Annotated in this window: 8 protein-coding genes and 1 CRISPR repeat array; of the genes, 1 reads left to right on the forward strand and 7 read right to left on the reverse strand. The window is 71.9% G+C overall.

Annotation, left to right across the window (positions count from 1 at the left end; genetic code table 11):
* Positions 1-49: 49 nt before the first annotated feature.
* The 6 genes from ACFW1A_RS29115 to ACFW1A_RS29140 all read right to left on the reverse strand — a co-directional run bounded on the left by ACFW1A_RS29115 (position 50) and on the right by ACFW1A_RS29140 (position 10,984).
* Positions 50-1,207, reverse strand: a complete 1,158-nt coding sequence (locus ACFW1A_RS29115) for a hypothetical protein (protein WP_380413812.1) — start codon at positions 1,205-1,207, stop codon at positions 50-52.
* On the reverse strand, positions 1,204-1,722 hold the full coding sequence (locus tag ACFW1A_RS29120) for a SigE family RNA polymerase sigma factor (protein ID WP_380413814.1): 519 nt from the start codon (positions 1,720-1,722) through the stop codon (positions 1,204-1,206). Before ACFW1A_RS29120 ends, ACFW1A_RS29115 begins: the two co-directional genes overlap by 4 nt.
* Positions 1,723-1,879: 157 nt before the next feature.
* The gene (locus tag ACFW1A_RS29125; RefSeq protein WP_380413816.1) at positions 1,880-5,107 is read right to left on the reverse strand and encodes a glycoside hydrolase family 3 C-terminal domain-containing protein; all 3,228 of its coding nucleotides are present in this window, start codon (positions 5,105-5,107) and stop codon (positions 1,880-1,882) included.
* Between the two features lie 374 nt (positions 5,108-5,481).
* The gene (locus ACFW1A_RS29130; RefSeq protein ID WP_380413818.1) at positions 5,482-7,191 is read right to left on the reverse strand and encodes a discoidin domain-containing protein; all 1,710 of its coding nucleotides are present in this window, start codon (positions 7,189-7,191) and stop codon (positions 5,482-5,484) included.
* A gap of 1,265 nt (positions 7,192-8,456) precedes the next feature.
* Entirely contained in the window at positions 8,457-9,797 is a 1,341-nt protein-coding gene (locus tag ACFW1A_RS29135; RefSeq protein ID WP_380413820.1) for a TIM44-like domain-containing protein, read from the reverse strand.
* Between the two features lie 1,022 nt (positions 9,798-10,819).
* The gene (locus ACFW1A_RS29140; RefSeq protein WP_380413822.1) at positions 10,820-10,984 is read right to left on the reverse strand and encodes a hypothetical protein; all 165 of its coding nucleotides are present in this window, start codon (positions 10,982-10,984) and stop codon (positions 10,820-10,822) included.
* Between the two features lie 95 nt (positions 10,985-11,079).
* Between ACFW1A_RS29140 and ACFW1A_RS29145 the strand changes: the two genes are divergently transcribed.
* A complete protein-coding gene (locus ACFW1A_RS29145) occupies positions 11,080-12,234 on the forward strand; it encodes a tyrosine-type recombinase/integrase (RefSeq protein ID WP_380413824.1) in 1,155 nt (384 codons plus the stop codon).
* A gap of 54 nt (positions 12,235-12,288) precedes the next feature.
* On the opposite strand, the gene ACFW1A_RS29150 is transcribed toward ACFW1A_RS29145, so the two are convergent.
* Positions 12,289-12,540 carry a helix-turn-helix transcriptional regulator gene (locus ACFW1A_RS29150; protein ID WP_380413826.1) on the reverse strand — a complete coding sequence of 84 codons (252 nt, stop codon included), beginning with the start codon at positions 12,538-12,540 and terminating at the stop codon, positions 12,289-12,291.
* Between the two features lie 97 nt (positions 12,541-12,637).
* Positions 12,638-14,008: a CRISPR direct-repeat array (repeat unit 29 nt; unit sequence CGGACCACCCCCGCGTCGGCGGGGAGCAC).
* Positions 14,009-14,068: the final 60 nt, after the last annotated feature.

Consider the following 14,068-nt stretch of genomic DNA (forward strand, 5'->3'; position numbering starts at 1 on the left):
GGGGCCGGACACCGCACTGTCCGGCCGGCCCCCGCCGACGGAGCCACCGTCACCCGAGCGTGCCCGTGCTCCACTTCGCCGGGTCGGTGCCGAACAGGGTGATCCGGTCCAGCAGGCCCTGGGCCCCGCCGACCTGGTCGAAGGCGTGCTCCGCGTCCTGCGAGCTCGACGGCCTGACGCAGACCCGGACGCCCGACTCGGACTTGCACGTCCCCGGCGACTGCCGGACCGGCCCACCGGGCGGACCGCTCTGTTCCGGCGACGGGACGTCCGGCTGGACCGAGACGCCGATCGCGTGGTCGGCCGAGTCCCGCAGGCCCAGCCGCAGTTGGAAGTCAGTGCCGCCGCGCGTCTGGTCGAGCGAGACGGAGTAGGCCGTGAAGCCCGCCGGCAGGCCGTCGAACCGCAGGGGCAGCGGCACCTCCCAGTGGCCCGTGGTCACGCCGGCCGCCACCTGCAGCGGCACCCGCTGGGCGTCGTCGCCCGAGAGCTCGCCGGAGTCCAGCTGCGCCCACCGGCCCTCGGCGGTCTGCCAGCGCAGCTCGTTCATGCCCTTCGCCACGTTGGGGTCGCTGGCGCTGATCCAGTACGCCTCCCGGCCGTTGACCGGCGGGGCCTCGATCCGGATGGCGTGGTTCCCGGGGGTGTAGCCCGGCAGGTTGGGCTTGCCGTCCATCAGCACCGGCAGCGCGGGCGTCACCCCCACCGGAAAGACCGTCAGGTGGAAGGACGGGGTGGTCGGCCCGATCGGGTCCACCGCCGCGTTCGCGTACCCGCCCTCGGCCTGCAGCGCGTAGCTGGTCCGGTTGACCCGGTCCGGCAGCCAGCCGAACCGGCCGTCGGCGACCAGCGGATCGCGGCCGGTCAACGGCGCGAGCGTCTTGGTGCTGGACGGCGCGGGGGCCCCGGTCGGCGGTGGCACCGGGTTCCAGGTGCTCACCCCGCTCGGCGACGGGGACGCGGATGCGGTCGCGGTCGCGGTCGCCCGCCCGGCCGGGCCCGCCGCCTCGCTGCGGACGGGCAGCAGCGCGGCCAGCGCGACCGAGGACGCCACCACCGCGGTCGCCGCGGTCAGCCACGCCACCCGGCGCCGCAGCAGCCGGCCGCGGCCGCGGCGCACCGCCTCGTGCACGTCCACCCCGCTCGGCGGGGCGGGCTCCTGCGCCAGCGCCGAAAGCTCCCCGGCCAGTGTCGTCCCGTCGTTCACGCCCTGCTCCCCTCAACCGGTCGCTGCGCGAAGGCGCGCCGCAGCGCGTCCAGTCCGCGCGAGGTCTGACTCTTCACGTTCCCGGCCGAGCACCCCAGGTGGTCGGCGGTCTGCTCGACCGAGAGGTCGCAGTAGTAGCGCAGCACCACCGCGGCCCGTTGCCGCGGCGGCAGCGCCGCCAGCGCCGTCCGCAGGTCGAGCGAGACGTCCACGTCCGTTCCCGCCGACGCCCGGTCCGGCGTCGTCGCCGCCGTCCGGGTCCGCCGCCACCAGGAGGTCCGCTGCTCCGCCAGGAAGGTGTTGACCAGCACCGTCCGGGCGTAGCCGTCGCGGTTCTCCACCCGCCCCGCCCGGGACCAGTTCACGTACAGCTTGGTGATGCTCTCCTGCACCAGGTCGTCGGCCCGGTGCCAGTCTCCGCAGAGCAGGTACGCCACCTGGCGCAGCCACCCGGCCCGGGACGCCGCATACTCGGTGAACTCGGCGTCGCGCGCGTTCGCTGCGGTCCGCACCATGTGGCCCCCTCCCTCGTCCTCACGGGCAGCGCCGGTGTGCGCTGCCCGACCCCCTAATGCGAGGGGCCGCGGGAAAGGTTGCACGAAGCGGCCGGGGAGGCGCGAACGGGGCTGCCGCACCGTGTGCGACAGCCCCGTCAGCGGGTCACCCGCTGCGTCAGGGCAGCGTCCACTTCTGGTTGGCGCCGCCGGTGCAGTCCCAGATCTCCAACTGCGTGCCGGCGCCACCGGATCCGGTGTCGTCCAGGCAGCGCCCGGAGGCCGGGTTGAGCAGGGCGCCGCCGGACTGGGGCTGCCAGGTCTGCGCCCCGGTGCCGTTGCAGGTGTAGAGCTGGACCAGGGTGCCGTTCGCGCTGCCGGCACCGTTCACGTCCAGGCACTTGCCCAGCGCCCGCAGGGTGTTGGCGGCGGGGTCCACGGTCCACTGCTGGGCGTTGGTGCCGTTGCAGGTGTACACCTGGACCGGCGTGCGGTCGGCGCTGCCGGCACTGCGGACGTCGAGGCAGAGGGAGGCGTAGCCGGTCACCGGACCGGTGCGGGTGGGGGTCGAGCCCGTCGGCGGGTGCCAGAGCTGGTTGGCCGCGGCCGAGCAGTCCCAGAGCTGGACCTGGGTGCCGGACAGGCCGCTCGCGGTGTCGTCCAGGCAGCGACCGGAGGCCGGGTTGAGCAGGGTGCCGCCGGACTGGGGCTGCCAGGTCTGCGCGCCGCTGCCGGTGCAGCCGGCCAGGTCCACCTTGGTCCCGTTCGCGGTGCCCGCGCCGGAGGCGTCCAGGCACTTGCCGAGGGTGCGGACGGTACCGTCCGACTCCTCGGTCCACTGCTGGGCGTCGGTGCCGTTGCAGGTGTAGACCTGGACGGCCGTGCCGTCGGTGTTGTTCGCACCGGCCACGTCGAGGCACAGGCCCTGGTACCCGACCAGCGGGGTCGTCGGGAGGCCGGCCGAACTCGGCACCACGGTCCAGGTGAACGCGGTCGTGGCCTGGGCGCCGTTCGCGTCCTCGGCGGTCAGGTCGACGGTGTAGGTGCCGGGTGTGGTGGGCGTGCCGGTGAACCGGCCGGCCGTGGAGAGTGCGATGCCGGCGGGCAGGCCGGTGGCGGTGAAGGCCGGGGTCTGGCCGGCGGTCGCGTCGGTGGCGGCCGCGGTCAGCGAGACCGCCGTGCCGGCCAGGCCCTCCTGCGCACCGGGGTTGGTGAGCGTGACCGGCCGGCCCAGCTGGTTCGCCGAGACCGTGAGCGTCGCGGTCGCCTTCAGCGCGTCGGCGGAGTCGGCGTCACCGACCGCGATCGTGTAGGCCCCGGTGCTGGTGGCCCAGCTGCCCGTGGCGGTGTTCCAGTGGTGCAGGTTCTGCTCGGTCAGCGGGAAGCTGACGGTCTGGCTCTGCCCCGGCTGCAGGTTCACCCGGGCGAAGCCCTGCAGCCGGCGCGGCGGTTGCCCGGCGGCCGCCGGGTCGGTGACGTAGAGCTGGGCCACGTCCGCGCCCGCCCGCGCGCCGGTGTTGGTCACGGTCGCGGTGACCGTCGCCGCCCCGCCCTGCGGCAGCTGACCGACCGTCACATTGCTGAAGGAGAAGGTGGTGTAGGACAGACCGAAGCCGAACGGGAACAGCGGCTTGAGACCCTTGCTGTCGTACCACCGGTACCCGACGTCGACGCCTTCCGAGTACTGGACCTGGTTGTTGACGCCCGGCCACTGGGCCTGGGTGTTCGCCGGCACCTGCGACAGGTCGGTCGGGAAGGTCACCGGCAGGTGGCCCGACGGGTTGGTGTGCCCGAACAGCAGGTTGGCGATGGCCGTCCCGTCGCTCTGGCCCGGGTACCACGCCTCCAGGACGCCCTTGACCGAGCCGAGCCACGGCATCGTGACGGCCGAGCCGTTGTTGAGCACCACGACGGTGTTCGGGTTCGCGGCCGCGACCGCCGCGATCAGCGCGTTGTCCGCGCTCGACAGGTCGATGCCCGGCAGGTCCGAGCCCTCGCTCTCCCCCGTGCCGGCGAAGACCACCGCCACGCTCGACCTGGCCGCCAGCGCGGCGGCGGAACTGGTGCTGCTCCCGGCGTCGTAGGCGACGGTCGTGCCCGCCGGCGCGGCGGCCTGGATCCCCTGCAACGGCGTGACCGTGCCACTGGAGTTCACGTCGGCGCTGCCGCCACCGGAGGTCCTGGCTCTGGTCGAGGCGTCCTGGCCGATGACCGCGACGGAGGTGGTCGAGGACCCCAGCGGGAGGACGCCGCCGGCGTTCTTGAGCAGCACCGTGCCCTCCTCCGCGATGCGCTCGCCGGTGGCCTGGTCGGCGCCGCCGGTGGCCACCTGGGCGGTGGAGCCCGTCACCGGCTTGTCGAACAGCCCGAAGGCGAACATCTCGGTGAGGATCCGCGAGACCGACGTGTCGACGGTCGACTGCGCCACCTGGTTGGCGTTGACGGCTCCGGTCAGCACGCCGCCGTAGTACGGGTCGCCGGCCGGCATGTCCTGGTCCAGGCCCGCGTCCACGGAGGCGACGGTGGAGTGCGTCGCGCCCCAGTCGGAGGTGACGAAGCCGGCGAAGCCGAACTGCTGCCGCAGCGCGTCGTTCAGGATCGCCTTGCTCTCGCAGGCCCAGGTGCCGTTGATCATGGCGTAGGAGCACATCGCCGAGGAGGGCGCGGCCTGCTGCACGGCAGCCTGGAAGGCGGGCAGGTAGACCTCCTGCAGCGCCTGGTCGCCGACGATCACGTCGTCGGCCGCGGTGTTGCGGTTGGTCTCCTGGTTGTACGCCGCGATGTGCTTGACCTGGGCCAGCACGCCGGTGGACTGCACCCCTCGGATGGTGGCGGCGCCCATCTGCCCGTTGAGGTAGGGGTCTTCGCCGACCGACTCGAACGCCCGGCCCCAGCGCGGGTCGCGGACGATGTTGATGGTCGGTCCGAGGTCGACCGTCGCCCCCTTGGCGGCGTGCTCGGCGCCGTTGACCTGGCCGTAGGCCTGCTCCGCACCGGTGTCCCAGGTGGCGGCGACGTCCACCGGCGCCGGGAGTTGGGTGACGTTGCCGTTCCCCTGGCCCACTCCCGCGGGACCGTCGGACAGGTTCATCGCCGGGATGCAGAGCGAGCCGATCGCCGGGGTGAATCCGGCGTAGCCCGACGAGCCGTTCGCGCCGGTCATCAACTGGACCTTCTGGTCCAGCGTCATCCGCGCCAGCACCGCGCCGACCCGTTGCGGGATCGGCGCGCTGGAGCCGACCCACGGGCAGGCGGTCGACGCCGCCGCGGCGGACGACGCAGAGGAGACGGCCGACGTGGACGAGGCGGACGACGTGGACGACGTGGACGACGTGGACGAGGCGGGCGCGGCACCCGCGGCGCCCGCCAACAGCGAGCTGGAGAGGGCCGCCAGGACCACGGCCACACGGCCGAGCCTGGGGGGAGCTGCGGTTCTGCGCACGATGCCTCCAGGGCATGCAGGTGGGGTGGGGGCAGAAATCGCGGAGCGTCAAGGGCCGGGACGGGCACGCCAGTTGAGTTCAACTAGTAAACATTGCAGGGGCATGACACACCTGTTTCCGATGCACTGTCAATACTCGTGAACGGCTGGGTCCACCCGGACCGGCGCTGGCTCCCGCTCTGCGTTCAACACCTGTGTTCGACGTCCTGCGGGCGCAGCGGCGCGCTGCGCGCCTCCGCCCTTCCGCGTTTGCGCGCGACCGCACGGCCCTGTCCGCCCGCCGACGCCGGGCGGACAGGGCCGCGAGCCGGTCCTCCCCGGGACCGACCGTGCGGGGATCAGCTGCCGAACACCTGGAACTCCCAGAGCGAGTAGCCCCACTGGGTGGCACGCGCCGTGCCGTACATCCGGACGTAGCGTCCGCTGCCGGAGACGCTCAGCGCCTGGGTGCCGCCGGTCCCGGCGGCGGTGGAGTAGATCGTGGTCCAGGTGGTGCCGTCGTTGGACGTCTGGATCTGGAACGCCTTCCCGTAGGCGGTCTCCCAGGCGAGGCTCACCCCGCAGATCGACCGCGTCGAGCCCAGGTCCACCTGCAGCCACTGCGGGTCGGCGAACGCGCTGGACCAACGGGTCCCGCTGTTGCCGTCCACGGCGTTCGCCGCCGGGAAGGCGACGTTCTCCTGCGACGAGGCCGTCGCGGTGCGGTTGAGTGCGAGGTCGGTGGTGCCGCAGCTGCCGCCGCCCCCGCTGCCGGACGGCAGGGTCCACTGCTGGGTCGCCGAGTCGGTGCAGGTCTCGATGTCGAGCCGGGCGCCGGTGTTGCCACCGGGAACGCCCAGGCACAGGCCCGAGTTGGGGTTGACGAGCTCGCCGTTGGCCTGGTGGGTCCAGTTCTGGGCGGGGGTGCCGTTGCACGGGTACCAGTCGACGTTGGTCCCGCTGGTGGTCCCGGCGCTGACCACGTCCAGGCAGCCGCCCTGGGCGCGCATCGTCCCGTCGGAGTACGGCGACCACTGCTGGCCCGCGCTCCCGTTGCAGCCGGCCACGCCGATCGGGTTCCCCGCGGTGTTCAGCGAGTTCTGGTTGTTCAGGCACAGTCCGCCGGTGCCGGTGAGCGCACCCGTCGCGGTGGCGGTCCCGGTCGGGGTCGAGTTGCCACCCTGCTCGTAGACCGCGACGTAGGCCACGCTCATCGAGGCCCCGGACGTGGTGGCGGCGGTCGGCGTGGTCGTTCCGGAGACGCCGTCGGGGTAGTTCCCGCCCATGGCCAGGTCGAAGATGATGAAGAAGCCGTGGTCGATCGCCTGCTGCCAGGCGGCGGTTCCCACCGACGCCTCGGTGACGGTGCTCTCCACCGTGCCGTCCATCAGGTACTGGAGCGACTCCGCAGCGGTGTTGGTGCGGTCCACGATCACCGAGTAGGTGTGGTAGCCGGTCTGGCAGCCGGAGCTGGTGTCCGGACAGGCGATCAGACCGTGGCCGCTGCTGCCCGCCGAGTCGTGCAGGGTCTGCGAGGCCTGGTTCAGCCCGTTGACGTCCTCCATCATGTCGAGCTCACCGGACTGCGGCCAACCGCCGCCGGCCCGCATCGGCGAGCCCAGGGCCCAGAACGCGGGCCAGTAGCCCAGCCCGCTCGCCGGGTTGGGCTGCAGGATGGAGGCGGTCATCTCCAACTTCCCGCCGGCCGGCGCCTGGAAGTCGTCCCGGGTGCTCTCGATCCGGGCCGAGGTCCAACTGCCGCCGTTGTTGACCGCCTTCAGCACCAGGTGCCCGTTGCCGTCGACGTAGGTGTTGTCGGTGGAGCTGGTGGTCTGCTCCTTCTCGCCGGTCCCGTAGCCGGTGCCGATGTCGTAGAACCAGTTCGCCGACGCGGGGGCAGACCCGGCCGGTCCGGCGAAGTCGTCGCTGAACACCGTGGTCCACCCCGCGGGCGGGGGCGGTGCGGTGCCGGCCTGCGCAGCCGGTGCGGCGACCAGGGTGGCGGCCGCGGCAGCCGACACGAGCGCGAGCGACGCGAGCGCTCGCAACGATCGGAGGCGTGGGAACATGCGGGAATCCTTTCGGGCAACTCGAAGGCCGGAAGGGACGCGAGGCGAACGGCCACCGGACGCCCCGACCGTCGGAGCGGCCACGGGTGGGCGTTCCGGGGCGACCGTGGACACGGGACCGGCGTGGACACGGGACTGCCGGTCCACTGGTCCACCGGTCCACGGCGGGGCGTACGGACCCGGCCGTCGGCCGGCCCGCGAGGGGCGCGACGACGGCACGGAGGACCGGACCGGCAGGTGGGGGTGCGTCGGCTTCCGGACAGGGGGCGACTCCTGAGGGCGCGCTCGGGAAGCCGTGGGTGGGGGCTGGCGAGAGAGCGCTCTCTCAGCGGTTCGCACCATTCTGCGGGTGGCGCCCGCAGGCCTGTCAAGACTTCGGACAGGGCGAGCCACGAGTACCCGGGATCGGCGGCGGTGGACGGCGACACGGGCGGCGGGCCGTGGCTCCGGTGTCGCGATTCCGTTCTCCGACGGCCCCTTGACACCGCGTCGGCGAGTGGTCCACCCTCAGCTGCGGCCTTGAGAGAGCGCTCTCTCGCCTCATGACGACGATCCGCCGGGGAATTCCGATGGCAACAGACCAGCACCAGCACGGGCCAGGGTCAGGGCCGGGGTCAGGGCCGGGGTCAGGGCCGGGGCCGGGGCCGGGGCCGGGGCCGGGGCCGGGGCCGGTACTGACGACGCGTCGGCACCGCCCGGCACCGACCCCCGCCGGCGCCGACGGCACCCCGCTGGTTGGCGGCAGCCGGAAGGCTTCGGCCGCAACCGGGCCGGGGGCTGGGCTACCCAGCCCTACTGCACCACCCCCGCATCCACGCCGCCCGTACAGGGCATCATGACGCTCCGTCAGGTCGCCCGTCTGAGCAACCCCGGGCACGGCAGGGGCAACACCCTGGTCAACGGCGCCGGCGGAACCGGCACCTCTCCGAGGCAGTCTCGGATCCGGCTGGACCAACACCTACGGCTCCGCGCCCCGAGCGGTCCTGGCCGAGATCGAGGCCAACAGTGCGCTGCTCAGCACCTGGCGTGGTCCGTTCGCGACTGTCCTTCGTCTCCGCTCCCGCCACCTTCGCCGGGCCCTACGGCTGCAGCGGCGTGCAGGTCGAGCTCGCCACCGCCCAGTAGGTCGGGGTGCTGGGGGCGGGTTCCCGGGGGCGACGGGGTGCCTGCCGCCCCCGTCACCTGCCCCTGAGCGCGCCGCCGAGCCGAAACACGTCGGGGAGGGCCGACCCCGAGGTCGCCCCACCCCGACGTGCGGGCCCCGCCTACGGCACGTTGGCCGCGATCACGGTCCAGGCGTTGGTCGAGGTGTCGTCCAGCCGGAGGTCGAAGGAGAAGGCGATGGGCCTGCGCTTGCGGGCGTCACCGCGGAGCACCTGTTCGGTGCTGCGGTCGACCTCGTAGTAGACGCCCTCCGCGTCGACCGCGACCCGGAAGACGATCGGGTCGGGCGAGACCAGCGAGCTCACCTTGACCGAGCTGATGACGGCGTCACGCATGACGGTCCGGTTGACCGTCCGTACGGGGGTGAAGTCCAGGCTGCCGTCGTTGATGACCCACTCCTCCAGGAACCGCTCGACGGCGACCTCGAGGACCGACCTGTCGAACCGACCGTCGAGCACGCTCAGATCGCCGACGGCGGCGTCGGCATCCGTGCTCCAGGAGATGTTGGTGAGCGACAGGATGTCGCTCACGCCCCTGACCGCGGTCTTCCCGGCGACCTCCAGCACCGCCTCACGAGCGACCTCCTTCTGGTCCCAGCCGTCCGTCTCGATGGCGTTGGTCAGGTGGTGCGCACCCTCGGCCGCCTGCTCCACCGACGACACGATCCACTCGCCGGCCCCGTTCTTGCGCAGCGTCCAGTACTCGACCGGGCGCGTCGAGCCGTCCTTGCGCTCCGCGATCTGGCCGTAGCCGCGGCGCACGTAGTCGTTGAGCGTCGCCGTGATCCGGAAGGTGACGGTGTCGTTCACCTCGCCCGCGCGATTCGCGAGGTCGACCAGCTCGACGACCGGGCCGGAGACGATCTCCACGACGTTGACCTCGCCACGCGACGCGTAGTCGCGCAGCTCGTCGGCCCACTTGCCGTAGAGCACCGGGGACAGGATCTGCTGCAGCGTGGCGTGGTCACTTGCGGTCCAGGCACGTTGGGCCGTCCCGTACAGCCAGACAGCACGGCGTTCGAGCGCCTCGCGGTCGAAGGTCGCGTCCGTGTCGGCGATCGCGTCGACCCGGGCCCCGACCTGGGCGGCGCGCTTGCGAGCCTGCTCGTCCGCGCGGTGCGCGGTACGGTCCGAGACCGTGTTCAGGCCGTCCGCCGATGCCGCCTTGCGGGACCGAGACCTGAGCCACAGGAACAGCACGAGCAGCAGCACGATCACCAGCAGGACGACGAACCCGCCGCCCCCGGCGCCGCCACCGATCCCGACACCGTGGCCGAAGCCGCCGATGGTCGACCCGTGGAAGCCGCCACCACCGTGGCTGCCCCCGCCGCCACCGCCGCCACCGAACCCGTGGCTGCCGCCCCCACTGCGTGCGTACGCGACCGCCGGGCTGCTCAACGCCACGACCCCGGCGACCACGGAAATCCATCGACGAGTGCGCACCGGGCCATCCTCCTGTTGATTGCCTGCGTGACGAGCCCCTGATGCGGAGGCGGCAGCGAGGGCTCAGTGTAGCGAGGCGCCGGTAAGGAAGCCGTTGGGGTGGGCAGGCCACCTTCCGGGGGGCGCAGCACACCGGCCGTCCGGGTGCCTACGGTCCCGGGACCTGGCGGATCGGTCCCTGCTCGGTCTCCGGCCGCTTGACTGCCTCGGCCGTCCTCAGCAGCCCACGGAGCCGCACCAGGACACCGGGCCGACCAACGGGACCGGGACGGCACTGACATCCATGGCACTGGAACGGAGTTCGGCGCGCCAGGGCCACCGCCCACGGCGGCCGAGCCTGCGGTCGCGGGGCAGCGACTGGCGCAAACGCAGTTCCGGCGGGCATGGTGGTGCGATGTCCGAACGCCGTGATCGCCGCCGCCTGCACGCACGAGCCCGTGCGCTCGGGGTCCCCATCGAACACGTCCCCCGCCGACGTATCCCGAAGGAGGGGACCACTCGCTCGCTCCCCAACGCCACCGGGTACACACCGCGATGGCCGGAGACCGAGATTCCGGACCGGGACGTACAGGAGCTTCAAGATGCTCCGGACGACCTGCGCGCCCGGAACGACCTCGGACCCCGCCATGCCCGGACCGCGAACTGCTGCGACATCGTCCTCACCCGAAAGGTGATGGACGGCGGCACGGTCGTCATGCTCAGCACCCACGACACCGACTGCCCGATCTGGTCATCACGCCCTTAGCCCGACGCGAAGGACGTGTGGTGGTCTCGCTGACCTCGACGGGCGGTCGACGCAGGCGCTGGCATCGAGGTGGCCGAGGTACAGGCGCGCGGCGGGGTCGAGCTCGGTGCGCCTGCGAATCAGACTCGTGGCGAGCGGTCACCGGTGCCGCCCCGAAGCCGCTCAGGCGGCGGAGAAGCGCTGAGCACCCGCCTCGAGAGCGGCCCCACCCAGGACAGCCGACGGGCGGGCGGCGCGCAGCGGGACGGCGCGCCGTCCGGATCAGATTCCCCCCAGCTCAGCGCACCCTCCCCCGAGGCTTCAACTCCCCCGGCGGCAACTGCGGCGCCCGCAGCCGCTCCCCCGCGTACCCGTGCACCGTCCCGAACCGGTCGCCCTTCTCCCAGTCCTCGACGGCCTGGACGATCTCGGCACTGTCTCGGCCGATGAAGTTCCACCACATATCACCGATCTGGCGTTTTCACCCAGGTCACGGGCATGACGGACCCTCCCGAGTCAGCAAAGTGTCAGCATGACTCCAGGGGGCTCGAAGCGATCATGGCAACCGTCAATCTCATCCGCGGCATGGGCACCTTCTTCAAGGAGTGCGAGCACCCCGAGTCCAAGTGGAGCCGGTGCCCGCACGAGTACAAGATCCGCTACCGCAACGCGGCCGGCCAGCAGACCGAGGAATCCGGCTTCGCCACCCAGGACAAGGCGAAGGCCCGCCTGGCCGAGATGTACCAGGCCCGGAAGAACTCACCACTGAGCCAGCGGAAGGCGGAGCGTATCCAGAAGTACGGGCTGATGCCGTTCTCCGCGTACGCCAAGGAGTGGAAGGCCGGGCAGCGCGACCTCGGCCCCGCCTCGATACGCCACCTGGACTCCCTGCTGACACACCATCTGCTCCCATTCTTCGGGAGCCGCCGCATGGGCACCTTCGACCACAAGGTCGTCGAGTCCTTCATCTTGACCATGGAGCGCAACGACATCGGCTTGGCCACACAGACCAACGCCTTCGACAAGCTCAAGGCGATCCTGCTCGACGCGCACCGACTCGGCCTGTACGAGGACAACCCGGTCGACGGGGTCAAGCCGCCCCAGTACGACCCGAAGAAGGCCGTCATCCCGTCGGTCGGCCAGCTGCACGGGATCCGTGGTGCCGGCGACGATGCCTTCCGCCTGGTTGTCGACCTCATGAGCGGCTGTGGCCTACGCAACGGCGAAGCGTACGCAGTCAACATCAACAACATCGTGGCCGACGACGTGTACCGGGTCACCGAACAGGTCAACCAAACCACCAAGAACTACGCGAAGCTGAAGCACCGGAAGGAGGGCGAGTACCGCGACGTGCCGCTCCCCCGCCGCGTCAAGGACAGCGTCCTCGGGTACGCAGAGACCTACGGCACCGTCGACGGCTACCTGCTCCGCCACCCGATGGACATCACTCGGCCCTTCCTCGGCTACTACATCGACAACCAGTGGGCGCGGATCAAGAGGAGCGGCGAGATCGACATTCCGGAGGGCATGGTCCTCTACGGCTTCCGCCACTTCTTCGCCTCGAACTGCCTCAGCAACAACATCCCGATCACCGACGTCGCCGACTGGATGGGCCACCGCAGCGTCGACATCACGTTCAAGGTGTACCGCCACCTGATGCCCGGCTCGATCAGCCGGGCCGCCGAGGTGCTCGACCTCGGCCTCGCCGCCTGAAAGCTGGGGCGGGCCAGCGAAACTGAACTGGCCCGCCCCAGACTCATTCCCGGGTCAGACGCCGGATACTCGCTGCTGCTTTACCCACGCCTGAACTTCCGAGACCTTGAACTGCAGCTTCGCGTTCCTCCCAGACCCGAACTTGTAAGGAACGAGACCGACGCCAGTTGCCTCTCGATAGACCCAGGCAACGGACATGTTGAGGTACTCGGCGGTCTGCTTGACACTCATGAATTGCTCGGGCACGGCGTTTACCCTTCGGAGTCGGTACTCCGAGATCTTCAGGAGAGCCGCAGATTTGGTCATACTGCAATCGCGTGATACACGGTGCGAGCCGATCATCTCCTCGCATAGGACTCATTCGTGGTCACTTCGAGAAGCCCTGACGGAATCCAACTGTCACGGCGCCACCCCCGCGTCGACGGGGAGCACACCTTCGCCGCGGCGTCCTCGGCCGCCAGCTCCGGACCACCCCCGCGTCGGCGGGGAGCACATCTGCCCGTCCGACCCGATCGGGATCGAGTACGGACCACCCCCGCGTCGGCGGGGAGCACCGGCGACATGAACATGCAGGACCTGTCGAAGGCGGACCACCCCCGCGTCGGCGGGGAGCACGACACGTCGTCCGCGTACATCTGCTGCCCGTCCGGACCACCCCCGCGTCGGCGGGGAGCACGACGACGAACCCGACGCGGTACGAGAGGTGAGCGGACCACCCCCGCGTCGGCGGGGAGCACCTCAGGCTGAGCCCTTTGGCCTCGCGGATTGCCGGACCACCCCCGCGTCGGCGGGGAGCACCAGTCGGCCGAGCCGCTCAGGTACCCGGCGGACGGACCACCCCCGCGTCGGCGGGGAGCACGCCGGGGGCGTGGGGCGGCGTGATTCCGGCGGCGGACCACCCCCGCGTCGGCGGGGAGCACGACATCCGCAACGATCCGCGCGGCGTGCTGGTCGGACCACCCCCGCGTCGGCGGGGAGCACCCCCGGCTGCGCCCGATCGACCAGGCCGCCGACGGACCACCCCCGCGTCGGCGGGGAGCACGCCTGGAACTCCGGGCTGGTCTTCCGCCAGTGCGGACCACCCCCGCGTCGGCGGGGAGCACCACTTCCTGCTGTCCTGCGGTGCCACCGAGTACGGACCACCCCCGCGTCGGCGGGGAGCACTGGACGACCTTGCCGCCCATGTCGACGGCCGACGGACCACCCCCGCGTCGGCGGGGAGCACACACCCTGGTCATGCTCTCCTCCATCCAATGCCGGACCACCCCCGCGTCGGCGGGGAGCACTTCTGCTGGTCGCGGGTCGCGCCTTCGCCGGCCGGACCACCCCCGCGTCGGCGGGGAGCACCGGACGGCAGGGCTGGGGGAGCGGATGCACTGCGGACCACCCCCGCGTCGGCGGGGAGCACCAGCGCACCCTCGTGGTGGACCAGGCCAAGTACGGACCACCCCCGCGTCGGCGGGGAGCACCCGGCCTCTGTTGCCAAGGCGCGGGAACACGACGGACCACCCCCGCGTCGGCGGGGAGCACCTGATCGCCGCCGCCATGGCCGACTACAAGGCCGGACCACCCCCGCGTCGGCGGGGAGCACCTCACCGCCGCCGACTGCGCGAGCATGAGCCGCGGACCACCCCCGCGTCGGCGGGGAGCACAGCAGGTAAAGACCGATCAGCACCGCCGAGTACGGACCACCCCCGCGTCGGCGGGGAGCACTCGGTGAGCGTCGCCGGGTCGGTCTCCCCGGGCGGACCACCCCCGCGTCGGCGGGGAGCACTCGGTCCGGGGCGCGTCCGAGGTCTGACGGGACGGACCACCACGGAGTCGGAGGGGAGGA

The organism is Kitasatospora sp. NPDC058965, assembly GCF_042741245.1.
Lineage (GTDB): Bacteria > Actinomycetota > Actinomycetes > Streptomycetales > Streptomycetaceae > Kitasatospora.